This window comes from Streptomyces sp. SD31 (assembly GCF_052068475.1).
Lineage (GTDB): Bacteria > Actinomycetota > Actinomycetes > Streptomycetales > Streptomycetaceae > Streptomyces.
In genome coordinates this window covers 67,002-90,558 of sequence record NZ_JBQHCX010000019.1, presented here as the reverse complement: position 1 = coordinate 90,558, position 23,557 = coordinate 67,002, and the positions used below count along the sequence as shown (strand labels likewise).

Below are 23,557 nucleotides of genomic sequence, written 5' to 3'. Positions count from 1 at the left end.
TTACTGTTCCGCGCCCTCCTCGCGCAGTCGCGCCGGGGTCACCCCGTGCCAGCGGTGCACCGCCCGCCGCAGTGCTCGCACGTCGGAGAAACCCGCCTGCCGGGCGATGTCGCGCAGGGTCGGTTCGGGTCGGCGCAGCAGTTGCTCGACCCGCTCGCGGCGCACTCCGTCGACGACCGCCTCGTACGTCGTGCCGCACTCGGCCAGACGACGGCGCAGGGTGCGCTCGCTGGACGCGTGCCGTCGGGCCTGCTCGACGAAGGACGGCACGTCGGGCAGGCTCTGCGCGATCGAGATCTCCAGCACCTCCAGCAGATCTTGCTGATCGCGCCTCGACGCCGCCTGCTCCTCCAGGAGTTCCACGACGGCGGTGTAGGTGACCCGGTCGCGGCCCGGCATCGGCCGCCCGACCCATGCCGTGGGGAACACCAAGCGGTTCGCCACGGCGTCGAACCGTACCGGGCAGCGGAACAGCTCGGTGAACGGCCCGGTGTCCAGTGGGGCGGGGAAGGCGAACTCGACGCTCTGCGGGGCGAATTCCTCCCCGGAACTCAGCCGCGTGAGGGTGACGACGCTGGCGAACGCCTCCTCGGCCAGGAAGACCGCGACCGCCGGATCGAGGGCGGGATCGGGCAGTTCGGCCCGTAGCGCGTAGCCGGCTTCCTCCGGCCCGGCCGACCAGACCACCATCGCCCCGGACAGGTTCTGGAAGCGCACGCCCGTCTCGATGGCCTCCCGCAGGGTGTCGGCGGCCATCTGAGCGAAGCCGAGGAGCCCCCACGCGGTCAGGTGCTGCGCCGCCCCCACCCGCAGGCCCAGGTGAGCGTCACCGGTGAGCTCCAGCGCACGCCGGATGACGGCACTGCCCTGGCGGTAGGAGACCCGCAGCGCCGCCGAGCACATCATCGCCTCGTCCAGCCCGACCCGGCTCAGCTCGGGCCGGAGGTCGACGCCGTACCCGTCGGCGACGGGGGTGAGGCAGCGCAGGATGTTCGGCGGGATGGTCGCCGAGGTACTGCGGCTGGTTCCCGGCGACTGTGCCGGGGCGGGGCTGTCGGGCATGGCGTTCCTTGTGACCGGGCGTTGCTCGCTGCACACACAGTAGAAGGGTTCTCTCTCGGTCCCGCGTCCTCGGACGCGCCCAGAATGAGCCCGAACCCCGACCGGACCAGTGCCTCGTCGTCCACCACCACTACCCGGATCACGCGTGCTCCGCCTCACCTTTGTCCATACCACCCGGCTCCTACCGTCTCGCCTCGACATTGAGGCCCCGGAGAGTTCCCGGGGCCCGGCGGGTCGCAGGTCCAGCCACACGGCGGGGTATCCCCCTCCGGTCGGCAGGGGGACCGCAGCCTTCCACCGGATACTCCGCGGCACGCCCCGTTTTGAGGCTTGGAACCATGACACAGCGCATGGACACCGCGATGCCTCCGGTCGACGAGAAATCCCCGACGGACGCACCAGCCGACTCTTCGACCGGCACGCCCCGTATGCCCGGCGTGAGCCGGCTGATCGGCCTGGACCTGGCCCGCGGCCTCGCCGTCTTCGGCATGTACGCGGCCCACGTCGGCCCCAACCCGAGCGAGGGCGGAGTGACCGGCTTCCTGATGGAGCCGGCCCACGGCCGCTCGTCCGCGCCCTTCGCCTTCCTGGCGGGCTTCGCCGTCGTGCTCATCACCGGGCGCAGCGCGCCGAAGACCGGCCGGGCCGGACGCCAGGCCGTCGCCGAGGTGATCATCTGGGCCGTGATCCTGCTGGCCGTGGGCTCGGCGCTGACCATGACCGGCACCCCGGTCGAGGTGATCCTCGCCTTCTACGGCGTGTACTTCCTGCTCGTCCTGCCGCTGTACCGGCTCGGCGCCGGGACCCTGGCGGTGATCGCGGCGGGCACGGCCCTCGTCCTGCCGCAGGTGCTGTACGTGGTACAGCAGACACTCATCGATCAGGAGCGCCCCTCGCAAGGTGAGCCCGACGGACCCATCTCCCTGTTCCTCACGGGAAGTTACCCGGCCCTGACATCGAGGCCAGGACCTGCGGTTCTCCATGATCCCGGCTCTCGAAGTCAGCGCGGAACCAGCCCGGGGTTGGCGGCGTGCCGACTCGCTGCGGGCCGCCCTGCGTCGCAGGGCGCTCTCGTACTTGCCAGTGCCGGGGCCGGCCGGACGAACCGGCCCCGGAGCAAGCACAGCGGTGGCGTCAGCTCTGGTACGCGACCAGCGCCATCATGCCCACCTCCCCGTGGTACGCGTTGTGGCAGTGCAACATCCACTGGCCGGGGTTGTCGGCGTCGAAGATGACGGACAGCTGCTTCTTCGGCAGCACGATGGCGGTGTCCTTGCGCGGGCCGTCGTCCCCGAGTTGGTAGGTGTGGCCGTGCAGGTGCATCGGGTGCCACATCTCCGTGGAGTTGACGAAGTCGAACCGAACCCGCTGCCCTTCCTCGATCGTCAGCGGATTCGCGGCCGGGTCGGCCATGTCGTAGGCCTTGCCGTTGATGGCCCAGTTGTACTTGTCCATGCCGCCGGTCAGCTCGACACGGTGCACCCGGTCGACCTTCTTGGACGGCAGCCGGACGTCGTCCGCCGCGCGCAGCTGGGACGCCGTCATGATCCTTCCATTCAGTTCCTTCGGGCGGACGGTCGCCTTCGGCGCGCTGCCGGATCCCGTACGCATCAGCGCCATGCCGGTGGCGTCCTTGCCCTCGGCCAGCGCGACGAGCGGGTAGACGCCGTCGCCGAGGGTGACCAGGACGTCGTACCGCTCCCCCATGCCGATCAGCAGGGCGTCGACCTGCTGGTGCTCGACGGGGAAGCCGTCGGTGTGGGTGATGGTCAGCTTGTGGCCGCCGAGCGCCACCCGGTACGCCGTGTCGCCGCCGGCGTTGATGATGCGCAGCCGAACCCGCTTGCCGGGCTTGCCCTGATAGACGGCGGGGTCGTCGGGGACGCGGCCGTTGACCAGGTGGTACGGGTATTTCACGTCGCCGGCGTCGCCGCCGAGCAGCTCGCTCTCGGCCCCCATCAGCATGAACTTCATCGACATGCCGCCGGAGGAGGGTGAGGCGGACGGGGACGGCGAGTCGTCTCCCATGTCCATGCCTTCCATGTCCATGCCTCCCATGTCACCCATGTCGTGGCCCTCGTGGCCGCCGGAGCCGGAGTCGCCGCCCATGTCCATGCCGCCCATGCCCTGCCGCAGCTCGGCGAGGACCTCGTCGGGGGTGCCGGTGACCCCGTCGACCCAGTCGTCCAGGACGACGACCCATTCGTCGTCGTACGACAGCGGCTCCTTGGGGTCCTCGACGATCAGCGGCGCATACAGGCCCCGGTCGAGCTGGACGCCGACGTGGGGGTGGAAGAAGTACGTGCCGGGGGCGTCGGTGATGAAGCGGTAGGTGAAGTTGGCGCCCGCTCGGACGGCTTGCTGGGTCACCGGCGGGACGCCGTCCATGTCGTTGCGCATGGCGACGCCGTGCCAGTGGATGGACGTGGTGGTCCTGTTCGGCAGCTGGTTGGAGAGTTCTGCGGCCAGGGTGTCGCCGGCGGACACGCGGATCTCCTGGCCGGGGGCCCGGCCGCTGAAGGCCCAGCTCTTGGCCATGACTCCGCCGCCGAGGTCGAGCATGGCGGGCGCTGCGGTCAGGGTCACGTTCTGCGTCCTGCCGGTGCCCTTCCGCTTCTTCTCGGCTGCGGCGACCGCCGAGCCGGAGGGGTTGACCAGGGCGGGTGTCGCGGTGGAGCCGCTGGTGCAGGCGGCGGCGAGTGCGCCGACGCCCGCGACGCCGAGTCCGGCGAGCAGGACGGAGCGGCGGTTGATGCTGTTCATGGATGGCCTCGATCTCAGTGTGCGCATGAGGGAGTTGGCGTGCTGGGCGGCTCCTCGGCAGGACAAGGGCACGAGGAAGCCGTTGGCACGGCCTAAATGCGCAACTGGGAGAGGACAGAGAGGTCTGGGGGCGCTCGGCCCACCGTCGCGGCGGCCTTCGCCCCGGAGGAGACCGCTTCGTGTGCGGCAAGGTCCTGCGGCGCCGGGGATTGGGCCGGTGGTGCGAGCTTTACGACCTCGAGGCTCGCGGTCGAGCAGTGCTGCATGGCCATGCCGGCGCAGGCCGGGCCATCAGCACTGATCATCGTAGGCACGGCGTCCGCAGTCGGCTTTGCGGTGTGCGCTGCGGCGTTTGCGTGCCCGTGTCCGGACGTGGCCGTCGCCCGTGCGGCATGGCTGCCCGACATCACCATGCCCGGCGTCATCACGTGTGCGGCGGGCGAAGAATTCGGGCCGATCGCCACGGCGGCCGACTCGTGGTGAATCAGTACGGCGAGTGCCGCGAGGAGAGCGATGACGGCAGCACGCGCCCAGCGGACAACGCCGTGCGAGGCACGGGCCCGCGGGGCCCAGGCTCCCGGTGCTGTCATCACTTGCCTCTGAGTATCCGGTGAGACGACTGGCCGCCAATATACCCGTAGGGGGTAAGCAGCGCTCGTGAAACAGCCTTCTTCGAACCTCTCAGTGGTGGCGCCTTGTGCCTCACGCCTGAGGCACGGACACCGCCCCCGGCGCGCTACGACCCTCGCGCTGCGGCCGCTCCTTTCGCCGCCCCAGCCCAGTGACGCCCCGCGGCTTGTACACCGCGAGCACCATGGCGAGCAGCAGCACGACCAGAGCAAGCACGGAGTGCAGCACCGGAGAGAAATTGCGCACCGAGGACAACTCGGCGTCCGGGTCCGCGGCCATGTGCGCCATGGACCTGAAGGTCCCCATGTAGATGAGCAGTACGCCGGTGGCCACGACGTTGATCAGGAGTTTGAACAGGACCCAGTAGTGCCGGACGAGACCCCAAGGCGTCCCCAGCGACTGGACGATGCCGGTGAGCAGTGCAGCGAAGGAGAGCGGGACGAGGGTGTACCAGGCGGCCGGCTCCATCACGAGGTAGACCCCGCGTACCGTCGCCGGGTCCTGGCTGGTCAGGCCGATCACCGCCAGGGCGAGGAAGGCGACGACCGCGCCGAGCCAGCCGACCGAGGACGTGACGTGCACGATGAGAGCCGGCTTGCGCAGGCGAGGTGGCATCGTCATCCGGTGCCACCTGTGGCCGGTCCGGTGACTGCAACGCCACCGACGAGCGGAGCCTGTCCCCCGAGGTGACGGCCCGGACCGTGGTTGCCCGGGATCAGCAGCATGACCACCACGAGAAGGACTACGACGAGTGCGACAAGCCCGGACACCCTCACCCAGCGCGGCACTCCCGCACTCCGGGCGCTGACAGCAGCCTCAGCGGCCTTGTCGCGAGCGTCCGACTCCTGGGACGAATCCACCATGAGGAGTTCTCCTTGTCCCGCCCAGGCCTGGGCGGCGTACCGTGCGAGCGACCCCAGATTTATCGATACACACTGTCGCTGTCAAACCATAGTGACGCATGCCCGGCATCGCGTACGCTTTCCGCGTGCCGAAGCTGTGGAACGAGACGATCGAGGCGCACCGACGGGACGTGCGCGACGCCATCCTGGACAGCACCGCCGCCCTCGCGGCCGAGAAGGGCCCGCTGTCGGTGACGATGTCGCAGATCGCGGAGAAGGTCGGTATCGGGCGGGCCACGCTGTACAAGTACTTCCCGGACGTCGAAGCGATCCTGCACGCCTGGCACGCGCGCGAGATCGTCGGTCACCTCGCCCAGCTGACAGAGGTCCTGGACCGCACCGACGGGCCCGGCGCCCGCCTCGAAGCGGTGCTGGAGGCCTACGCCCTCATCACCCACGAATCCCACGGCCACCACGACACGGACTTCGGCGTCTTCCTGCACCAGGACAGCGGCAACCATCTCGCCCACGCGCACCAGCACCTTCACCACATGGTTCAGGAACTGCTGACCGAGGCGGCACAGGCCGGCGACGTCAGGGACGACATCCCGCCCGCCGAACTCACGCGCTACTGCCTCAGCGCCCTGGCAGCAGCACGAACACTGCCGTCCGAGGCCGCCGCACGGCGCCTGGTCAAGGTCACCCTGGCCGGCGTACGCCCTCCACAACACTGACGGCCTCAGGGGAAACTCCCGCCTCCTGAACGCCTCTTGGCTCCACTACGTACTAAGGGCATCCGTAGACAGCAGCCAGAGGACGACGGACGTCGACGTGCTCGCGAATACGGCGCGGGCGACGGCCGGTCGACGCGGAGGGCAGTAATGGGAAGTCCCGCTATGACGTGGACGCTGGCGGCCGTGGCCGCACTCGTGGCCGTCGTGAGCGCAGCCCGACTGGCCGCTGCCGACAGTAGGGAGGCCCGGTTCGCGGCCGGAGGCGATGTCGTCATGGCCGGCGGCATGGCCGCGATGTTCCTGCCCGCGACAGCGGCAAGTTTCGGGGACCACAGCCTGTGGTGGGTGACGGTGTTCACCGCCGTCGGCCTCGGCAGCGTGGCCCTGTCCCTACACCGCGCCCGGCTGCACGGCTGGCGACACGGTCGCCGCTGGACGCATCACATCCTCGGCAGTGCCGCCATGGTCATCATGACGCTCGCCATGCCGGGCACCGACTCCGGGCCGGTCCTGGCTCTCGGCGGACACTCGATGGCCGGCATGGGGCACGGGCACGGATCCGCCGGGACGGCCCATGCCCACGAGATGACGGGTACGGCCGGACACGCGGACAGCATGGACCACTCCTCGGGGACGACCGCCCACGACATGACGGCCGGCGCCACCGAGAGCGCCGCGGCGGGCGGCTCAACTTCTGTGTGGCGCGTCGTCCTTATCGCCCTGGCCGTGTACTTCCTGCTCTCGATCGTCGCCTCGGTATGGGCACGGGTCCGCGGCACCGACCGGACCGACCGGCGGGTGGGTGCGGGCCGCGGTGCAGGCAGGAGCCGTTGGGCGCGGCGGCTCCTCGCCCTGCCCGACGCGATCGTGGTGTTCGTCGCCTCCCTGGCCCTCTCCGTCTGGGACAAGGCCCGGTCCGGAGCGACCAAGCGCCGGGCCCATGCGGCCGGGGGCAACCGAAGCCGCCGTCGCCCGCCGGGCACGTCGCCGGGCGCGGCTCTGACGGCCCATATCGGCATGGGTGGCACGATGTGCGCCATGCTCGTCATGATGGCCGCCTGACCGCCCGTCGCCGACTCTCCGGTGTCACGCCCCTCTGAGATTCCGCCGGGCCTTTCAGTCGCGGTACTCGACCGATCAGTGGCCGCCGCGTGACGTCACGGCCATGCGCTCCTTGAACGTTCTTCCTCCGTCCTTCGACTCGAACACTCCGGTCTGCGTGGCGGCGAGGACGTGCTCGGCGGCGACAGAGGTGAGTGCCTGCGGCTGGCCGCCCGGCACGGTGGAGACCCTCTTCCACGTGGTGCCGCCATCCGTACTGCGGTTCAGGCCACCGGACATGTCGATGCCGTAGAGAGCGTCCTTCGTGCTCCAGGAGAGGAAGGCCATCACGGGCTTCTGCCCTTGGGCGAAGGTCTTCCCGCCGTCGCTGCTTCGGACCACTCCCTCAGCGGTGGTGGCCAGGATGACAGCGGGGTCGGCGGGGCTGACTGCTATGTCGAGGGCTTCGAGCTGTGCCCCGTCCTTCCAGGCGGTGCCGTCCTTGGTCGTGCGGACCAGGCCGTTGGTGGAGTCGTAGCCGTAGACCGTGCCGTGGGCGAAGTCCAGAGCGTGGAAGTCGGACTCTCCGGACAAGGACAGGGACTTCCAGGTCTTGCCCGCGTCGGTGCTCTTGATGAGCCCCTTGTTGCCGCCGGAGGCCGGGTGGCCGCTGGCATAGAAGGTCCTGTCACCGGCCACGGTGAACCCCATGAAGTCGTCCTTGCTGTCGCCCACCACCTCGGGCTCCCCCTTGGCGTCGGGGGTGTAGACGCCTTCGTGGGTGGCGACGTAGAGGCGCTGGTCGGCGGGGTCCAGACCGAGACCGTGGATATGGCTCACCGTCGTCCCGGCTGCGGACTTGCCGGTCGAGTCCTCGCTGTCTCCGCTGTCGGAGCAGGCGGCCAGGGTGAGAGCGAGAGCCACGGCGGTGGCTGCCACGGCGGCGGGGCGCTTGTTCATGATTCCTCAGGGGCGTATGGGTGCACCGGAGCGGCGACGGCCGATCGCGGTCATGGCGGCATGGGGAGATGACAGTCCAGGGCTCCTCGGGTGCACGCCTCGGAGCCCTGGACTGTCAGTGGGTGATGCGGATCAGAGCCGGTCGAGGATCTTCTGGAACTTCTCGACCTCGGCGGACTGGGTCTTCACAACGGCGGCGGCGAGCCGCTTGGCCGTGGCGTTACGGCCGTTCTTCTGCTCGTCCTTCGCCATGGTGATCGCGCCCTCGTGGTGCTCGATCATCATCTCCGCGAACATCCGGTCGAACTCGGTGCCCTTGGCGGCCTCGAGCTTCTGCATGTCCTCCTCGGACATCATTCCGGACATCCCGGACCCGTGGCCCATACCGCCGGACCCGTGATCCATGCCGGGCATGCTCTCCTCGGCGGACTCCGGCTTGCCCCAGGCCTTCAGCCAGGACTTCATGGTCTGGATCTCGGGATCCTGGGCCTTCTCGATGTCCGCGGCCAGGGTCTTGATCTCCGCGTCGGAGGCACGGCCGTCCGCGAGCTTGGACATGTCCAGGGCCTGCTCGTGATGCGGGATCATCATCTGCGCGAACATGACGTCCGCGTCGTTGAAGGCGCCGGGCGCCGGGTTGTCACCCGCCGTCGGGTCGGACGTGGCGGAGGCGGAGCTGCCGCTCCCGTGGTCCATGCCCTCCATGTCGTCCCCGCCGCAGGCGGCGAGCAGCAGCCCGCCTGCCGCAACGGTGCTCACGATTGCCATACGGCGACGAAGGCGGCGGCGCAGGGCAGGGTTGTGGGCGGTCATGTGCGTGATACCTCACTCGATCAGTTCTGTCAGTGGATGTGGCGGTACGCGGTGTGCGCGGGCATGACGAAGCCCGCGCTGCGGGGCCGGCCTAAATCCGCAGGACTGACAGCTGAGCGAGGAGAGGTCTGGGGGGTGGCGGGAGGGGAGGCAGCACGGCCATCGCTCGGGCGAGCAGCGCCGTCAGCCGCTCCTTGCGACGAGCCGCCGCACAGATGAACAACCAGAGCAGCCATCCGGTGAGCACCGCCACGCATACGGACAGCACGTCCATGCCCGTCACGGGCCCGTCCGCCGTCGGTGCGGTCGGTGCAACCGTCCCGTGGTCGGGCATTGCCACGTGCTCGCTGGGGGTGCGGGTCTCGGCGGCTTCCTGGGCCAGGTCGCCCTGGTGCGTCCCGGCGACGGCATGGGATGCGCCGCCCGCTCCTGGGCCGGACGAGTGCTCCGGATGACCCATCGTGTGCATGGCGAAAACGCCGAAGGTGAGCGCGGCAACCAGCAGGAGGTACCCGAAGGCCCCGCCCACACGCAGCCGACTACTCACACACAACATGCCAGACATGCTAAGCCGGTTCCTGGACCGGCGACTGCCGACCGGGTCCCGGCAGGCTCACCCACTCCGGCCCGCCGCCCCCGCAGCCTCGCCAACGGAGGAAACCGCGATTCCTCAGGCGTCACCAGCCGTGCCGTGTCATAGAGCACGGCCAAGAGGATCAGCGCGCCGATCAGTGTCGTCACCACCGCAGCCATGTCGCCTCACCGACCAGGATCAACGCCATGCGCGTACCCCTGATCAGCAGCGATGACGCGCCACCCGCCCGTCAGCGCGTAAGCGGTCCGCCCAGCACATCCAGGACGGTCCCGCCGAGCAGCCCGAGTACGACGGATCCGGTGGCCGCCCCGTAGGCCACGACGGCAGCTGATCCAGACATCGCGCCCGAATCACCCACGGGTCCGCGTGCGAGAAACGCTGGGGCGATCCACCGCAGGTAGTAGAAGAGGGAGGCCACCGTGTTGACGGCCGCGACGACCGCGAGCCATGCGTAGCCGCCGTCGAAGGCCGCGCTGAAGGCTTCCAGCTTGCCCAAGAACACGGCGGTCGGGGGCGTGCCCACCAAGCCCAGCAGGCAGACGACGAGCGAGGCCAGCAGGGCCGGGTGCACCCGTGCCAGGCCCCGGTAGTCATCGATGGTGTGGGCGCCGGGGAGTGCGCAGACGACGGCGAAGGCCCCGAGGTTCGTCAGCGCGTACCCGGCCAGGTAGTACAGCAGCGCCTGCTGGTCGAGGTCGGTGCGTCCGGCGACGGCCACCGGGAGCAAGAGATAACCGACCTGGCTGATCGTGGAGTACGCCAGCAGCCGCTTGACGTCCTGCTGGAAGAAGGCCGCCAGGTTGCCCAACGTCATAGAGGCGACCGACAGCACCGCCACCAGGTCGGCCCACGGCAGGTCGGCGTCCGCGAGCGGCACGGCGGCGAGCCGATGGAACGCGGCCAAGGCGGCGATCTTGGGGATCGTGGTGAGGAAGGCGGCGACTGGTGCCGAGCTGCCCTGGACCGCGTCCGGCACCCAGAAGTGCCCGGGCACGCCTCCGGCCTTGAACAGGACACCGGCAAGCAGCGCGAGCGTGCCGGCCGCCACCAGCCCCGGCGGCGCCTCGGCGAGTTCGGTGCGCAGCATCGGGTACGACGTGACTCGCCCGGCGGCGAGGAGAACCGTGATGCCGGCGAGCATCACGACGCCGAGAAGAGCCCCCACGACGTAGAACTTCAGCGCCGCCTCGGTGCCGGGGCCGTCCTTGCGGAACCCGGCGAGCGCGTAGGCGGGCACGCTGGCCAGCAGGTAACCGGCGGCGAGAAGGAGCAGGTCCTGGGCTCCGGCCATCATCAGGGCGCCCGCGGAGGAGAGTTGAAGCAGTACGTAGAACTCCGTCTCGCGCGGGTCGGCGTACAGGCGCGGCATGGCGAGCGCGAGGACCAGCAGCGTGGCGCCGAGGATGACGATCCGGCTGGTGGCGGTCAGCGTGTCCAGGGCGAAGGACTCGCCGAAAGCCGTCTCCACGGGACCGGCTGCGGCGATCGCGGCGGCCACGATCCCCACGGTGCAGGCCGCTCCCGCGAGGGCTCCGGTCAGCCACTGGCGGCGGCGCGGCAGCCAGGCTCCAAGCAGCAGACCGAGCACGGCGGAGGCGGCGAGCAGGACCTCGGGAAGGAGGTCGAGGGGGTTCTCGTTCATCCCGGTCATCTCGTTCATCGCGCGAGCAGCTCCAGCAAGGTGCGCGAGGCGGGTTCGATGACGTCGAGTACGAACCGGGGAGCGAGGCCGAGGACGACGCCCAGGGCCAGGAGCGGGACGATCGCGAGCCCTTCGTGGACGCGGATGTCGGGGAACGGCCAGTCAGCGCCGGGCGCGGCGACCGGCAGTCGCAGCGGTCCGAGGAAGACCTGTTGCAGGGCGCGCAGGAACAGGCCGGCGGTGAGCAGGATCCCGAGCACGGCCAGCCCGGTGGCCACCGGCTCCGGCCCCAAACTCCCGGTGAGGATCTGGAATTCGGCGATGAAGCCGGAGAACCCCGGCAGCCCCAGTGAGGCGAAGGCGGCGACGCCGGTCAGCGCGGCGAAGACGGGCGCCCGCCCGGCCACGCCGGAGTACGCGGACATTTCGTGAGTACGCCCCCGCTCGTACAGCACTCCGGACAGCAGGAACAGCGCGCCGGTCAGCAGCCCGTGGCTGACCATCTGGAAGACCGAGCCGGTGACGGCCAGACGCCGGGCCTCCTCCTGGTCCGCGCCGACGGCCCCGGCCGCGCCGATCGCCAGGATGATGTAGCCCATGTGGTTGACGGAGGTGTACGCGACCATCCGCTTGAAGTCGGTCTGGGCGAGAGCGACCAGCGCGCCGTAGAGCACGGAGACCACACCGACGACCACGAAGACGAGGGCGTGGTCGCGCCAGGCGTCGGGCAGCACGGGCATGGCGATGCGCAGGAAGCCGTAGGTCCCCACCTTCAGCAGCACCCCGGCGAGGATCGCCGACCCGGCGGCCGGGGCGTCGGTGTGGGCGGGTGGCAGCCAGGTGTGGAAGGGCACGGTCGGGGTTTTCACCGCCAGTCCGACGGCGATGGCGAGGAGGACGAGAGCGCCGTACGTCGCGCGCCCGGCCAGTGGGTTGGCGTTCGTCAGCTCGACGATGTCGAAGGTGTGCGGGTCGGCTGCCAGGTACAGGCCGATGAAGCCGAGGAGCAGGGCGAGGGAGCCGATGAAGGTGTAGAGGAAGAACTTCAGGGCGGCGCGGGCGGCGCCCTTGTGTCCCCACCCGGCGATGATGAAGTACATCGCCACGATGGACAGATCGAAGAAGACGAAGAACAGGATCAGGTCCAGGGCGACGAACAGGCCGAGGCACATGGTCTGCAGGAACAGGAACAGGGCCGCGAACTCCCGGGGCCGTCGGGTCTCGCGCCACGCGTACGCAGCGCAGGCGAGGAACAGCACGCACGTGACGGCCACCAGCGGCAGGGACAGGCCGTCGACTCCGACGTGGTAGCTGATGCCGGCGCTGGGGATCCACCGGGCCTGCGTCTCGTACTGCATGCCGCCGTCGGCCCGGTATCCCGCCCAGACGATCACCGTCAGGATCAGCTCGGCTGCGGCGGTCGCCGCCCAGGCCGTCAGGAACAGGACGCGGGGCGAGCTGCGCGGCACGCACAGCAGGAGGGCCGCCATGGCGGCCGGGAGCAGGACGATGGCCGTGAGCACGGCGGTCACCTCACGAGGACGAGGACGACGGCGAGGACGGTGAAGGCGGCGACCGCCTGAGCGAGGTACTGGTGCAACTGCCCGGTCTGTGGCCGTCGGGCCAGGTGGCCGAGCGCACGGGCACCGCCCGCCACGCCCTCCACGGCGCCGTCGACGAGCCGCTCCACCTGAGCGTGGGTCCACTGCGCCAGCCGGACCGAGCCGCGCGCGGTGCCCTCGACGGCGCGATCCAGCACCCGGTCGTCGAAGGCGGCCAGCGCGTCGGCGAGGCGCAGCACTGGACGTCCGAGGAGCGTGCCCGCGGCGGTCTCCAGACGAAGCCATTCCGACGCCGGCTCGGTGATCCGGCTGGGGAGCGTGAGGAGTTCAGGACCACGGATCCAGATCACGGCCGAGACGGCGACCGCGAGCGCGCCGGACAGAGCGAACTCCCATACGTACGGGCTCAGTTGCGCGTCGTCGCTGAGGACGCGCTCGACCGCGTCGCGTACGGGCGGGAAGGACGTGACCGTCAGGGCCGCGCAGGCGACGGCCAGGCTCACCAGCGGCAGACGGGTCGCGTACGGCAGCGGCTCCTCAAGGTCGTCCGGTACGGGAGCGGGCTGCCAGACGAACCAGAGGGCCTTGGCGCTGTAGATGGCGGAGATCGCCGTGCCGGCCAGCCCGACGACGTACAGCGCCGCGTTGTCCTCGAGGGCACCGGCCAGGAGTACGTCCTTCGCTGCCCACAACGCCAGAGGCGGAACTCCGGCCAGAGCCAGGGCCGCGACGCTGAAGGTGATCCCGGCCGTACGGTGCCGCCGGGCCGCACCGCGCAGCGCGGGCAGCGCCTTGGTGCCGAGGGCCGTCAGCCACGCGCCCGCGACGAGGAAGGCGAGGCTCTTCGCGGCGGCATGGGCGATTAGTTGCAGAGTTCCGCCGGTGACCGCACCGGCCCCGGCGGCGAGCACCATGAAGCCGATCTGCGCGCAGGTCGAGGCGGCGAGCAGCTGCTTGAGGTCGGTCTGCGCGACGGCGACCAGCCCGAGCACCACCGCTGTCACCGCGCCCGTCCACGCCACCACGGGCCCGCCCCATCCGGACTGCGCGAGCAGCGGTTCCAGCCGCAGCAGCAGATACGCCCCGGCCACGACCATGGTCGCCGAGTGCAGCAGGGCAGAGACCGGGCTCGGGCCCTGCATGGCCCTGGACAGCCAGAAGCTGAACGGCAGTTGGGCCGATTTGCCGAACGCGGCCGCGATGACGCCGGCGGTGATGACCGCCGACCATGCGCCGGTCGCGTCCGGGAGTTCGGCGAGGGCGAGGGAGCCGACCTGCCCGCTCGCCAGCGCCGCCCCGGCGGCGAGATAGAGGCCGAGGTCGGCGGCGCGGGTGGTGAGGAAGGCGGTGTTGGCGGCGTCCCCGCGCTCGGGGTCGCGCCACCAGTAGCCGATCAGCGCCCAGGAGGTGGCGCCCATCACCTCCCACGCCATCAGCAGCACCGTCAGCGTGGTCGCGGTGACCGTCGTCAGCATCGCGCCGCCGAACAGCAGCATCAGCCCGAAGAAGCGGGCGCGCGCCTCGCCCGGCCCGATGTCCGCGACGCCGAACAGGAGGACGGCCGCGGTCACCGCCGTGACGGTCACGACCATGAGGCCCGACAGCCCGTCGACCGCGAGCCCGGCGGGAAGCCCTTCGAGCAGCGGCGCCTCGACCCGCGGGTGCCCGAACGCCACCGCGATGGCGAGGCCGAGCGCGGCGACGGCCGTACCAACCGCAACCGTCGGGGCGTACCGGTCCGCCGGGCGGCCGACAACCGCGAGCAGCGTCCCCGCGGTCAGCGGCAGCGCGACGAGCGCCCACAGCAGCGCGCTCACTCCTTCAACTCCGCCGCCATGTCGGTCATGTCGACCTCACGGGACCGGAACAGCGCGGTGACCACGGCGAACCCGATGGCCATCTCCACCGCCATGACCGTGACCGCCAGGACGACCAGCACCTGCCCGTCGGCGGCGGCCGGGGCGATGTAGTGCCACACGGCCGCCGCGCCGACGATGATGCCGCCCAGCATCAGTTCGAGCCCCATCATCAGCATCACGATCGACTGCTGGGTGAGCGCCCCGAACAGGCCGATGCTGAACAGCGCGGCAGCGAGCAACAGGAATGGCTCAAGGCTCATCGGCCCATCCCTCCCCGTACCGCGTCGTCGGCGGTTCGCGCCTTCAGGTCGTCCCCGAACCGGTCGTAGCGACCCCGGCGGGTGGCCAGGACGACGGTCGCGACGATGGTGGCGAACAGGGCGAGGCCCAGGGTCATCATGGTGAGCATCTGAGGGCCCATCAGCGACAGGCCCAGGTCCATGGTCGGATCGGCCGACGGCTTGCCGCGCCGGGACGGCCACGGGGCGAGCAGGATCCCGGTGGCGAGTACGGCGAAGGCCGCCGCGCAGATCACGGCCGCGCCCTTCTTGTTGTGGACCATGGTCATCGGCATGAGCCCGGCCGGGTTCATCATGTACATCACCATGAACACGGCCATGATGGCCATCTCGATGGTCATCATCAGCACGATCACAACGCCGAGGTAGTCGAGCCCGAGCAACAGCACCTCGCCACCTGCGCAGAGCAGCGAGGTCAGCAGCGCGTAAGTCGCCCGGGCCATGGAGTCGAACCGGAACACCATGACTCCGGCGGCCACCGCAAGGACGGCCAGCGCCCAGAAGATCGCGTCATCGAGCATCGGCGGCGCACCTCCCTCTCATCGGTTCAGGACGACGACGGCCACGAACAGTGCCTGCAGCAGCGTCAGCGGTACCAGCACCATCCAGGCCACCTCCATGTACCGCTCCATCCGCAGCACGGGCAGTGCCCGGCGCCCGGCGACCAGCAGCGCCAGGACGGCGGCGGTCTTGATCAGCGTCCACGCCCAGCCCGGCAGCAACGGGCCGTGTCCCCCGCCGAGGAACAGCGGCACGCTGAACCCGGCGGTCACCACCAGCAGCAGCCACCGCCCGCCCAGGAACACCAGCCGGTCCACGCCCGCCAGCTCTGCCGCCGCACCACCGGCCACGTCCCGCGACACCGGGTACTCGAACGGGCCCCAGAAGGCCATCGCGAGCGCACTCAGCAGGTAGACGACGAACGCGGCCGGCATCCACACCACGAACCACAAGCCGTCCTGCGCCGCGACCACGTCGCCCACCCGCAGGGACTCAGCCCCGAGAGCCGCCGTGGTGATCGCGAACATGTGCGGAAGTTCGTAGGCCAGGCCCTGGGCCAGGAATCGGTACCCACCGATCAGCGACAGCGCCGAGTTCGGTCCCCAGCCCGCCAGCCACACCGCCGCCCAGGCCAGCGCCTCCATCGCGTTGAACCACACGATGCCGACGGATGGATCGCTCACTGCGCGGAAGCCCCACGGCAGTACGGCCCCCGCGAGCACCGCGGCCACCGGGACCAGCACTACGCCCAGCCTTCCGAGCAACCGGTCCGCGGCCCTCGTGCGGCGAGGCTGCTGGACGAGCAGCCGCAGGGCCTCGCGTAAGGGGGCCAGCGCCCGCAGCCCGGCCTCCCGGACGCTCCCGGCGGGACCGCGCTCGGCCGCCCCGGACAGCACGGCATCGAACCCGGCCGCGACCACGGCTGCCACCCCCAAGGCGACAGGCAGGACGACGGTCGCCCATAGGGGCGCTGCATCAGGCATGGGCCGCTCCGGACATGGACGCAAGGGCGAGTTCGTCGAGGTCGGGGTCCAGGCTGGCCACGATGATCCGTGCGCAGGCGAGCTCGGCGCCGGTCAGCAGTTCGGGGAGGACGTCGAGCAGCGCCCGCGACGGCGGCTGCGGTCCGCCCAGCCGGCCACGCGGGCCGGACGGCATCCGGTCGTCCGGCGCCAACGGCCGTCCGTCGTCGAGCTCTTCGAGGCCGCGCTCGATCTCGCTCAGCCACATCAGCAGCCGGTCGTACGCGTCTCCGTCCGCAGCCAGCGCGGGTCCGGTCACTCCGGCCGCCTGCGCCCTGTCCGCCGACAACTCCCCCAGTCCGGCGATCGACCAGCGCAGCGGCCGGGACCGCCCGACTCTGCGAACCGTACGGCGCAGATCGACACCGATCCCCTCACGCGACGCCCCCGACAGCACCTCGTCCCGCAGCCGACGGCACCGCGCTGCGACGTCGTCCCAGCCGACGACGGCAAGAAGCCGTCCCGCACTGTCCAGATGCGCGGCACAGCGCCGCCGCGCCGCACTTCCCTTGCTGACCTCCTCGCCCCGCGCGGCCCGCAGCCACGGCTCGTCCCAGAAGGGCAGTCGATGGCCGTGCGGTACGGGGAGGTGGTCCACCTCGACGTCCTGTACGACGTCTCCTTGCAGGGTGAGACGTAGAACGAGCCCCGCCGGCCAGTCGCTCAGCGCGGGACCGATCGGCACGTGCAGCTGGTCGAGCCTCAGCTCATCCCGGTCGTCGCCCCTCTCGGCCATCGGAAGACCTGCCACCTCACCCATGGCGTGCATGTCGTGACCCATGTGATCCATATGGCCGCTATGGCCTTCGTGATCCATATGGTCCATGTGCGCCACATGGTCAGCGAGTTGGTGGTGACCATGCCCCTCATGGTCGGAGTGTGCGGCATGGTCACCGTGGCCGTGGTCCATGCGGTGGCGGTCAGGACCTTGATCATTTCGGTCGTCGGATGTCTCGGGCGGCGAGCTGTCGTGGTGGGCGGCGTGGCCGTGCCTGTCGCCGTGCTCCTCGTGACCGCCGTGCTCATGGGCGCCAGGCTCGTACGCCACGTCGACCCCGTGCCGAGTCACCGCCCTGTCGATCAGGTCCGCGCGAGCCATGTCGAGCGCGCCGGCGACCTGCCCGCTCTCCCCCGTCACGATGCGCAGGGCGGGCTCCGGCATCGACCGCTCGATGCCGTCCAGCCACTCCGCGTCATCCAGCGCCGGGGCGCCGCAGACGACCAGCAGATCCGCGGCGGCCGGAGCACCTACGACGGACCACCCCCGCCGACGTACCTCCGCCTCGGCCTCCAGCCGGAGTGCCGTCGCTCCGGGCAGCGTGATCGCCAGCACCGCCGGGCGAGTCATCGCCGTACGCCGAAGAGCGCCTCTCAGGTCCACCGCAGGGCCCCCTCACGCCAGGCGTAGGCCACGGCCGCGAAAAGGATGCCGAGGAAGAGGAACATCTCCACAACCGCCGGAGTGCCCACCTCCGAGACGACTTTCGCCCACGGGTACATGAAGAGCATCTCCATGTCGAAGGCCAGGAAAATCATGGTGACCGGGTACCAGCGCACATGGAACCGGGACACGGCGTGCTCGCCCGGCTTGAGACCGCCGGCGAAGGGACCGGTTTCGAGGGGCGTCCGCGCTGCTGCCAGCCAGAGGCCCAGCCCATACAGAGCAGCCAGACCGGCGCCGACCACACCGAGAAGGACCAGCATCGGCTGCCATGCGTCCATCCCGCCCGACCTCCGTTCTCGGCGTCATGCCGCTCATGGTGCGCGACCGGCTGCTCCAGGTCCTGGAGGCAGGGCCCAAGCCACCAGGACAGTGCCACCCCGGCCGACGCGTACCCCCAGGGGGTACCCTCACTCCTCTCTCTTGGGAAGGAGCAGCACATGGTCCAAAAGGTGTACGACGTCCAGGGCATGACGTGCGCTCACTGCGTTCAGGCCGCCAGCTCCGAACTCAACGGCCTCCCCGGGGCGGCCCGACCGGGCTGCACCAGGAGCACGGGAAGTGGCGCAGCCGAAGGAGCAGCCGGCCACGCGGAGGACGGACAAGCCCACTGAGTCGGAGGTAGGCGTCGGCAGTTGTCAGGCGGGTGGACTCTGACGGCTCCCGACGCACGGAGGAAGAACCGGGCTGGTTGCTCTTGGCCGACGACCAGCCCTGTCAGTGCACGTGCGGTCCGCCGGTCGGCTGCGGTTTGCCTCGCGGTACGAGGCCCAGGGCGATGACGGCGCCGGCAGCGGCCGCTGTCGCACACAGGGTGAACGCGTCGGCGAAGCCGGCTACCGAGCCTCGCTCGAAGCCGGAGGCCGCGACGGTGGAGACGACGGCGACGCCGATCGAGCCACCCACCTCGTGGAAGGTGTTGACGACTCCGGAGGCGAGCCCCGCCTCCCGGTGCTCCACCATGGCCAGGGCGGTCGTCGTGGCGGTGACGAAGACCGCGCCGAGGCCGAAGGAGGCGATCACGAACCCCGGCAGGAGCCCGGCGTACACGCTGCCGGTCTCCGAGATTCGGGTCAGCGGGATGGTTCCGGCGGCAGCGACGGCCATGCCTGCGACGGCGGTCGGGCGGCTGCCGATCCGGCCGACGAGCCGCGACCCGAGGTGGGCGCCGAAACCGGTGGCCACGGCGACGGGCAGGAACACCAGCCCGGTCCGCAGCGGGCTGAAGCCGCCAAGGTGCTGGAGATAGACGGACCCGAGGAAGAAGTACGCGATCAGCAGGGCCGTGGCGATCAGCATCAGGAAGGCACCTGCGAGCACCGGCCGCCGGGTGAACATCCGCAGGTCCATCAGCGGGGCCCGGGCTGCTCGTTCCACGGCCGCGAAGGCCGCGTACGCCGCCGCCGCACCGAACAGCGGCAGCAGGGTCGAGGCGTCCGCCCAGCCGGCGTCGCCCGCGTTGACCAGGCCGTAGATCAGGGCTGCGGTGCCCGTCGTGACGAGCAGCGCGCCGGGGACGTCGAGCCGTGCGGGCTGCGGCGCGCGGGCCGGGACGAGGGTGGGCAGGGCGATCAGCAGAAGCAGGCCGACCGGCACGTTGACGTAGAACACCCACTGCCAGCCAGGTCCGTCGGTCAGAGCGCCTCCAAGGAGCACGCCCGCTGCGGAGCCGGTGCCGCCGATGGCCGCCCAGACGCCGAGCGCCTTGGTGCGTTCGGCGCCGTGGAAGGCGGTGGTGACGAGGGACAGCGCGGCCGGGGACAGCAGGGCCGCGCCGACGCCCTGGCCGATCCGGCCGCCGAGCAGCATGGGCGCGCTCTCGGCCAGGCCGGTGAGCAGTGACGCGGCGGTGAAGAGCGCGAGTCCGGCGAGCAGGGTGCGGCGGGCGCCGAGGGCGTCGGCGAGCCGGCCGCCGAGCAGCATCAGTCCGCCGAAGCAGAGGGTGTAGGCGGTGACCACCCAGGTCAGCGTCTGTCGGCCGAGGTCGAGGTCGGCCGCCATGTCGGGCAGGGCGACGTTCACGACGGTGACGTCGAGGATCAGCATGAACTGGGCGAGGCAGATCAGTGCGAGGGCTGTCCAGCGGCGCGGGTCGGCGGGCGGGTGAGGGGCGTGTTCGGCCGTGTGCGGGGCATCGGCTGCGGAGTGGGTCATGGCGAATCCTTCTGGTGCGTCGGTGCGGTCGTGTCCGCGCCACGGGACGGTGCGAGGAGGAGGGCGAGGAGCACGCCCGCCGCGGTGACGCCGGCCCCGGCGAACATCGCCGGTCCCATGCCGTCGACGAACGCGCGGCGGGCGGCTTCGGCGAACGCGGTTCCGGCCTCGCCGGGCAGTCGCTCGGCGAGAGCGAGTGCGGTGCCCAGGGACTCCTTCGCGGAGTCGAGGAGTCCGTCGGGAACAGGAGGAGCGGAGATGGCGTCGAGTCCGCTGCGGTAGCGGTCGGACAGCAGGCTGCCCATGACGGCGACTCCGGTTGCCGCACCCAGTTGGATGGCGGCGCTGTTGGTGGCCGAGCCCACGCCGAGGTCGGCTTCGGGCAGCGAGCCGACGATGGCGTCGCTGGTGGCGGTGATGACGAACCCGGCGCCGACCCCGAGCAGCAGCATCGCCACCAGGGCCCGGTCGTAGCCGTCCGCCGCCTCGGTGGTGGCGAGCACCACGGCGGACGCGGACAACAGAGCGAGGCCGAGGGCATCCACCGTGCGCATGCCGAGGCGTGGCGCGAGCACGCCCGCCAGTGGCCCGGCGACCAGCAGTGCGAGCGCGGCGGGGCCGAGCCGCACGCCGGTCTGACCGGCGCTGTATCCGAGCACGAACTGGAAGTGCTGCACCGCCACGAACAGCGTGCCGATCAGCGCGAACGCGCCCAGCAGGGACCAGCAGGTCACCGGCCGCCAGCGCGCGGTGCCGGAAGATCCGCAGCGGCAGCATCGGGGAGGCGGCCCGGCGCTGCCAGACCAGGAAGGCGACCAGCAGCAACGCACCCGCCGCGAAGGCGGCCAGCACGGCGGAACTCGTCCATCCGCGGTCGGGCCCTTCGATGACCGCCCACAGCATGCTCGCCACGGCCGCGACGGACAGCAGCGCCCCGGCCGGGTCCAGCCGCCCGCTCTCGGGAGCTCGGGAGTTGGGCACCAGCAGTGCGGCGGCGATCAGGGCCGCGATGCCTATCGGGAGGTTGATCAGGAACACCGATCCCCACCAGTAGTGGCTCAGCAGCCGGCCGCCGACCATCGGCCCGATCACCGTCCCGACGCCGACGGCCGCCGACCAGACGCCGATCGCCTTGGTGCGTTCGGCGCCGCGCGGGAAGACGTTCCCGATGACGGCGAGCGTGGCCGGCATGATGAGCGCCTCGCCGACGCCCATGGCTCCGCGCGCGAGCACCAAGGCGGTGACGGATCCGGCGTACGCGGCGGCTACGGACGCCGCCGTGAACAGCGCCAGCCCTGACATGAAGATCCACTTGCGGCCGAGCCGGTCCGCGAGGCTGCCGCAGAACAGGACCAGGCTGCCGGACATCAGCGCATAGCTGTCGACGATCCACTGCAACTCGCTGGTGGAGGCGCCGAGTTCACCGACGAGGGTCGGCAGTGCCACGTTCAGCACGGTGGTGTCGAGCCCGACGACCAGCAGGCTCACGCTCACGACGGCGAGAGTGAGCCATCTCCGGACCGGCGGGTCGCCAGTCTGCGGCGAAGCGGTCACCTGATGAGTCACAGAAGGCACGAGGTCCCCTTTCTCGCGCACGGCCTTGCTCGACCGACGCTCCGACCTGAACCGTACCGTTCAGTTCACATGAACTCAACCGTACAGTTCAGATGAGTGCTAGGGTCGAGGTCATGAGCGTGGACAGCGTCAAGCAGCCCCCCAGCGGACCCCGCGCGGAGCTCAAGCGGCAGGCCATCGTGCGGGCCGCCCGCGAGCTGTTCCTGCGCGAGGGCTTCGGCGTCGGAATGGACACGATCGCCGCCGAGGCGGGGGTGTCGAAGGTGACCGTCTACAACCACTTCGGCAGCAAGGAAGCCCTGTTCACGGCGGTCATCACGAGCGCACTGGACGAGCCGCTCGCCGGCGAGTCGGCGGCCGCCCTGGAAGGCCTGACCGAAGCCGAGGACCTGCGGGCCGCCCTCGTCGAAGCGGCCCGCACCTGGGTCCACGCCGTCCGCACCAACCACGAGGTCACCGCCCTGCGCAACCTCGTCGCCGCCGAACTCCACCGCTTCCCCGAACTGGGCGAGGCCTGGCGACACCGCGGCACGGAAAGCCACCACCCGGCGGTCGCCGGCGCTCTGCGCACCCTCGCCGAGCAAGGTCGACTGGCGATCCCCGACCTACAGGTGGCGATCATCCAGTTCTACGGGCTGCTGGTCTTCCCCCACATGGTCTTCAGCTCCTACGGCACACACATCGACGAGGACCTGACCGACCGTCTCATCACCAGCGGCGTCGACATGTTCCTGAACCACTACGGCCCACAGGGCACATAGCGGCACATCCGCGTCGAGAGCACCGGACCGGCGCTACGACAGGCCCAGCACGCGCATCACCAGACCGGCTGTCGGCTTGGGACCGAACGAGGTGGACTTCCGGGGCAACAGCACTCCGGCACCGGCCAGTCCCCACACCGTGTCCTGGCTGATCGGGGGCAGCAGGAGCGCGCTGCCGCTGCCCGGAGCGGACACGGCAGCCGTGGTCTGACGTATGTCATGGAGATACGTCACGGCACCGGGCAGGTCGGGTACGGACCAGGCGTGGCGGAGCAGCAGGTGGTCGCTGACGCCGGCGGGGAGTTGCGCCCACTGGCTGGGATGATCCGCCAGTGCTTCTCGCAGGGCCCGGGGGTCGGGTTCGGTGATGCTCCAGGCCTCTCCCCCGCCGGTCAGTATGAGTTCGCCGGGTTCGGGCGGACGCGGCCCTCCGGGGAGCCGGAGGACTCGGGCCACTTCCGCCGCGTTGCGTGCGGCTTTGTCCGGTTCCAGTGCTGGCAACACTCGGTGGATCGCGGAGAGCCGCAGAGGATACGTCGCGGTATCGACCAGCAGGGCGAGGCTGCTGGCCCACGGGCCTGCCGCGCCTCCGCTCAGCTGGAGACAGGCGGCGTGGCGGTGGTGGCCGTCGGCGATGAGTGCCTGCCTGACGGACAGGCCACGGGCGAGGGGTGCGAGTTCCGCCGGGTCATCGCAGGCCCACAAGGTGTGGGTGATCCGTCCGATCCGGGCGACGGCGACCGGCGTACGGCGGGTGACGTGGTCCACGAGCTGCGCAGTCGTCGATTCCGTGCCTCGGTGGGCCAGCAGCAGTGGTTCCAGTTGGGCGCGCAGCCCTGACATATGGGCGGCGCGCTGCCGGACGACGTGGGCCGACACGTCTTCGTGCGGCAGCAGTTGCCCCGCCTGGCGTGGCAGCAACAGGTCGCCGATCAGGCCACGTTGGAGGATCCGGGCGCCACGCTGTTGCTGGTAGACGTACAGGGCGGGCTGCTCGTCCCGACGAAGTACGCCGCGTCGCAGCCAGCGCCCCAGTTCGCGGGCGGCGCCCTGCGGCACGTCCGCGTACAGCAGGCGGGTCACGTGGTGCGGGTGGCGTCGGCGCGCGCGGACCCGGGCTGGGTCCGGGTCGTCGTAGGGCCGGGCGAGGAGTTCGGACGGGTCGCCGACACGGTCCGCGTCGTAGCGCACTGCCCGGAAGGGCCGGAGTTGCAACGGGGTCGGCTTGGGATGGGGAACGACAGGGGCGGGCATCGAAAGCTCCTGGAAATAGGCAAGCCCAGCAGGGGCGGGGCACCGTG

General features: G+C 70.7%; 22 protein-coding genes and 2 pseudogenes. 5 read left to right on the top strand and 19 right to left on the bottom strand.

Features of this window, described 5'->3' with window-relative positions:
- The gene (locus ACTMVF_RS34200) at nt 1-1,062 is read right to left on the bottom strand and encodes an AraC family transcriptional regulator (RefSeq protein ID WP_441274935.1); all 1,062 of its coding nucleotides are present in this window, start codon (nt 1,060-1,062) and stop codon (nt 1-3) included.
- A 65-nt stretch (nt 1,063-1,127) separates the two neighbouring features.
- Nucleotides 1,128-1,205, bottom strand: a pseudogene (locus ACTMVF_RS34195) (DNA-binding response regulator); the annotation flags it as partial.
- Between the two features lie 195 nt (nt 1,206-1,400).
- On the opposite strand from ACTMVF_RS34195, the gene ACTMVF_RS34190 reads away from it, so the two are divergent.
- On the top strand, nt 1,401-2,297 hold the full coding sequence (locus ACTMVF_RS34190; protein ID WP_441274934.1) for a heparan-alpha-glucosaminide N-acetyltransferase domain-containing protein: 897 nt from the start codon (nt 1,401-1,403) through the stop codon (nt 2,295-2,297).
- Here the strand turns inward: ACTMVF_RS34190 and ACTMVF_RS34185 are convergent.
- Complete coding sequence (locus tag ACTMVF_RS34185; protein WP_441274933.1) at nt 2,197-3,825, bottom strand: multicopper oxidase family protein; 1,629 nt, start codon at nt 3,823-3,825, stop codon at nt 2,197-2,199. The two genes, ACTMVF_RS34190 and ACTMVF_RS34185, sit on opposite strands and share 101 nt — an antisense overlap.
- Before the next feature lie 264 nt (nt 3,826-4,089).
- Between ACTMVF_RS34185 and ACTMVF_RS34180 the strand changes: the two genes are divergently transcribed.
- Nucleotides 4,090-4,308: a hypothetical protein gene (locus ACTMVF_RS34180; protein WP_441274932.1), complete on the top strand. Its 219-nt coding sequence runs from the start codon at nt 4,090-4,092 to the stop codon at nt 4,306-4,308.
- 219 nt (nt 4,309-4,527) lie between these two features.
- Here the strand turns inward: ACTMVF_RS34180 and ACTMVF_RS34175 are convergent, their stop codons facing one another.
- Complete coding sequence (locus ACTMVF_RS34175) at nt 4,528-5,076, bottom strand: hypothetical protein (protein ID WP_441274931.1); 549 nt, start codon at nt 5,074-5,076, stop codon at nt 4,528-4,530.
- Nucleotides 5,077-5,443: 367 nt separating this feature from the next.
- On the opposite strand from ACTMVF_RS34175, the gene ACTMVF_RS34170 reads away from it, so the two are divergent.
- Both ACTMVF_RS34170 and ACTMVF_RS34165 read left to right on the top strand, forming a co-directional pair.
- Nucleotides 5,444-6,031, top strand: a complete 588-nt coding sequence (locus ACTMVF_RS34170; protein WP_441274930.1) for a TetR/AcrR family transcriptional regulator — start codon at nt 5,444-5,446, stop codon at nt 6,029-6,031.
- 162 nt (nt 6,032-6,193) lie between these two features.
- Nucleotides 6,194-7,093: a DUF5134 domain-containing protein gene (locus ACTMVF_RS34165; RefSeq protein ID WP_441274929.1), complete on the top strand. Its 900-nt coding sequence runs from the start codon at nt 6,194-6,196 to the stop codon at nt 7,091-7,093.
- A 75-nt stretch (nt 7,094-7,168) separates the two neighbouring features.
- On the opposite strand, the gene ACTMVF_RS34160 is transcribed toward ACTMVF_RS34165, so the two are convergent.
- The 14 genes and pseudogenes from ACTMVF_RS34160 to ACTMVF_RS34095 all read right to left on the bottom strand — a co-directional run.
- Nucleotides 7,169-8,032 carry a F510_1955 family glycosylhydrolase gene (locus tag ACTMVF_RS34160; protein WP_441274928.1) on the bottom strand — a complete coding sequence of 288 codons (864 nt, stop codon included), beginning with the start codon at nt 8,030-8,032 and terminating at the stop codon, nt 7,169-7,171.
- Between the two features lie 132 nt (nt 8,033-8,164).
- Entirely contained in the window at nt 8,165-8,845 is a 681-nt protein-coding gene (locus ACTMVF_RS34155) for a DUF305 domain-containing protein (RefSeq protein ID WP_441274927.1), read from the bottom strand.
- Between the two features lie 91 nt (nt 8,846-8,936).
- Nucleotides 8,937-9,410, bottom strand: coding sequence for a DUF6153 family protein (locus ACTMVF_RS34150; RefSeq protein WP_441274926.1), 474 nt, complete (start codon nt 9,408-9,410; stop codon nt 8,937-8,939).
- A 259-nt stretch (nt 9,411-9,669) separates the two neighbouring features.
- A complete protein-coding gene (locus tag ACTMVF_RS34145) occupies nt 9,670-11,091 on the bottom strand; it encodes an NADH-quinone oxidoreductase subunit N (RefSeq protein ID WP_441275043.1) in 1,422 nt (473 codons plus the stop codon).
- 5 nt (nt 11,092-11,096) lie between these two features.
- Nucleotides 11,097-12,605 (bottom strand): complex I subunit 4 family protein, encoded by a 1,509-nt coding sequence (locus ACTMVF_RS34140; RefSeq protein WP_441274925.1) that lies wholly within the window; start codon nt 12,603-12,605, stop codon nt 11,097-11,099.
- A gap of 5 nt (nt 12,606-12,610) precedes the next feature.
- Complete coding sequence (locus ACTMVF_RS34135; RefSeq protein ID WP_441274924.1) at nt 12,611-14,461, bottom strand: NADH-quinone oxidoreductase subunit 5 family protein; 1,851 nt, start codon at nt 14,459-14,461, stop codon at nt 12,611-12,613.
- Complete coding sequence (nuoK, locus tag ACTMVF_RS34130; RefSeq protein ID WP_441274923.1) at nt 14,458-14,763, bottom strand: NADH-quinone oxidoreductase subunit NuoK; 306 nt, start codon at nt 14,761-14,763, stop codon at nt 14,458-14,460. The genes ACTMVF_RS34135 and nuoK overlap by 4 nt, the downstream gene beginning before the upstream one ends.
- A complete protein-coding gene (locus ACTMVF_RS34125; RefSeq protein WP_441274922.1) occupies nt 14,760-15,323 on the bottom strand; it encodes an NADH-quinone oxidoreductase subunit J in 564 nt (187 codons plus the stop codon). Before ACTMVF_RS34125 ends, nuoK begins: the two co-directional genes overlap by 4 nt.
- A gap of 18 nt (nt 15,324-15,341) precedes the next feature.
- Nucleotides 15,342-16,286: an NADH-quinone oxidoreductase subunit H gene (locus ACTMVF_RS34120; protein ID WP_441274921.1), complete on the bottom strand. Its 945-nt coding sequence runs from the start codon at nt 16,284-16,286 to the stop codon at nt 15,342-15,344.
- Nucleotides 16,279-17,673, bottom strand: coding sequence for a hypothetical protein (locus ACTMVF_RS34115; protein WP_441274920.1), 1,395 nt, complete (start codon nt 17,671-17,673; stop codon nt 16,279-16,281). The genes ACTMVF_RS34120 and ACTMVF_RS34115 overlap by 8 nt, the downstream gene beginning before the upstream one ends.
- A gap of 23 nt (nt 17,674-17,696) precedes the next feature.
- On the bottom strand, nt 17,697-18,047 hold the full coding sequence (locus ACTMVF_RS34110; RefSeq protein WP_441274919.1) for an NADH-quinone oxidoreductase subunit A: 351 nt from the start codon (nt 18,045-18,047) through the stop codon (nt 17,697-17,699).
- A 436-nt stretch (nt 18,048-18,483) separates the two neighbouring features.
- A complete protein-coding gene (locus ACTMVF_RS34105; protein ID WP_441275042.1) occupies nt 18,484-19,920 on the bottom strand; it encodes an MFS transporter in 1,437 nt (478 codons plus the stop codon).
- Nucleotides 19,917-20,654, bottom strand: a complete 738-nt coding sequence (locus ACTMVF_RS34100; protein WP_441275041.1) for an MFS transporter — start codon at nt 20,652-20,654, stop codon at nt 19,917-19,919. Before ACTMVF_RS34100 ends, ACTMVF_RS34105 begins: the two co-directional genes overlap by 4 nt.
- Nucleotides 20,655-20,835: 181 nt before the next feature.
- A pseudogene (locus ACTMVF_RS34095) lies at nt 20,836-21,366 on the bottom strand (MFS transporter); the annotation flags it as partial.
- Between the two features lie 242 nt (nt 21,367-21,608).
- Here ACTMVF_RS34095 and ACTMVF_RS34090 point away from each other — a divergent pair.
- Nucleotides 21,609-22,256 (top strand): TetR/AcrR family transcriptional regulator, encoded by a 648-nt coding sequence (locus ACTMVF_RS34090; protein ID WP_441274918.1) that lies wholly within the window; start codon nt 21,609-21,611, stop codon nt 22,254-22,256.
- A 33-nt stretch (nt 22,257-22,289) separates the two neighbouring features.
- Here the strand turns inward: ACTMVF_RS34090 and ACTMVF_RS34085 are convergent, their stop codons facing one another.
- Nucleotides 22,290-23,510 (bottom strand): DUF1015 family protein, encoded by a 1,221-nt coding sequence (locus tag ACTMVF_RS34085; RefSeq protein ID WP_441274917.1) that lies wholly within the window; start codon nt 23,508-23,510, stop codon nt 22,290-22,292.
- Nucleotides 23,511-23,557 lie beyond the last annotated feature (47 nt).

Coding starts and splice junctions, on each gene's coding strand:
- ACTMVF_RS34190 (WP_441274934.1), top strand. CDS start 1,401: ATGACACAGCGCATGGACACCGCGATGCCTCCGGTCGACGAGAAATCC.
- ACTMVF_RS34120 (WP_441274921.1), bottom strand. CDS start 16,286: ATGCCTGATGCAGCGCCCCTATGGGCGACCGTCGTCCTGCCTGTCGCC.
- ACTMVF_RS34150 (WP_441274926.1), bottom strand. CDS start 9,410: ATGTCTGGCATGTTGTGTGTGAGTAGTCGGCTGCGTGTGGGCGGGGCC.
- ACTMVF_RS34145 (WP_441275043.1), bottom strand. CDS start 11,091: ATGACCGGGATGAACGAGAACCCCCTCGACCTCCTTCCCGAGGTCCTG.
- ACTMVF_RS34175 (WP_441274931.1), bottom strand. CDS start 5,076: ATGACGATGCCACCTCGCCTGCGCAAGCCGGCTCTCATCGTGCACGTC.
- ACTMVF_RS34115 (WP_441274920.1), bottom strand. CDS start 17,673: ATGACTCGCCCGGCGGTGCTGGCGATCACGCTGCCCGGAGCGACGGCA.
- ACTMVF_RS34085 (WP_441274917.1), bottom strand. CDS start 23,510: ATGCCCGCCCCTGTCGTTCCCCATCCCAAGCCGACCCCGTTGCAACTC.
- nuoK (WP_441274923.1), bottom strand. CDS start 14,763: ATGAGCCTTGAGCCATTCCTGTTGCTCGCTGCCGCGCTGTTCAGCATC.
- ACTMVF_RS34090 (WP_441274918.1), top strand. CDS start 21,609: ATGAGCGTGGACAGCGTCAAGCAGCCCCCCAGCGGACCCCGCGCGGAG.
- ACTMVF_RS34165 (WP_441274929.1), top strand. CDS start 6,194: ATGACGTGGACGCTGGCGGCCGTGGCCGCACTCGTGGCCGTCGTGAGC.
- ACTMVF_RS34155 (WP_441274927.1), bottom strand. CDS start 8,845: ATGACCGCCCACAACCCTGCCCTGCGCCGCCGCCTTCGTCGCCGTATG.
- ACTMVF_RS34160 (WP_441274928.1), bottom strand. CDS start 8,032: ATGAACAAGCGCCCCGCCGCCGTGGCAGCCACCGCCGTGGCTCTCGCT.
- ACTMVF_RS34105 (WP_441275042.1), bottom strand. CDS start 19,920: ATGACCCACTCCGCAGCCGATGCCCCGCACACGGCCGAACACGCCCCT.
- ACTMVF_RS34125 (WP_441274922.1), bottom strand. CDS start 15,323: ATGCTCGATGACGCGATCTTCTGGGCGCTGGCCGTCCTTGCGGTGGCC.
- ACTMVF_RS34110 (WP_441274919.1), bottom strand. CDS start 18,047: ATGGACGCATGGCAGCCGATGCTGGTCCTTCTCGGTGTGGTCGGCGCC.
- ACTMVF_RS34180 (WP_441274932.1), top strand. CDS start 4,090: ATGGCCATGCCGGCGCAGGCCGGGCCATCAGCACTGATCATCGTAGGC.
- ACTMVF_RS34200 (WP_441274935.1), bottom strand. CDS start 1,062: ATGCCCGACAGCCCCGCCCCGGCACAGTCGCCGGGAACCAGCCGCAGT.
- ACTMVF_RS34185 (WP_441274933.1), bottom strand. CDS start 3,825: ATGAACAGCATCAACCGCCGCTCCGTCCTGCTCGCCGGACTCGGCGTC.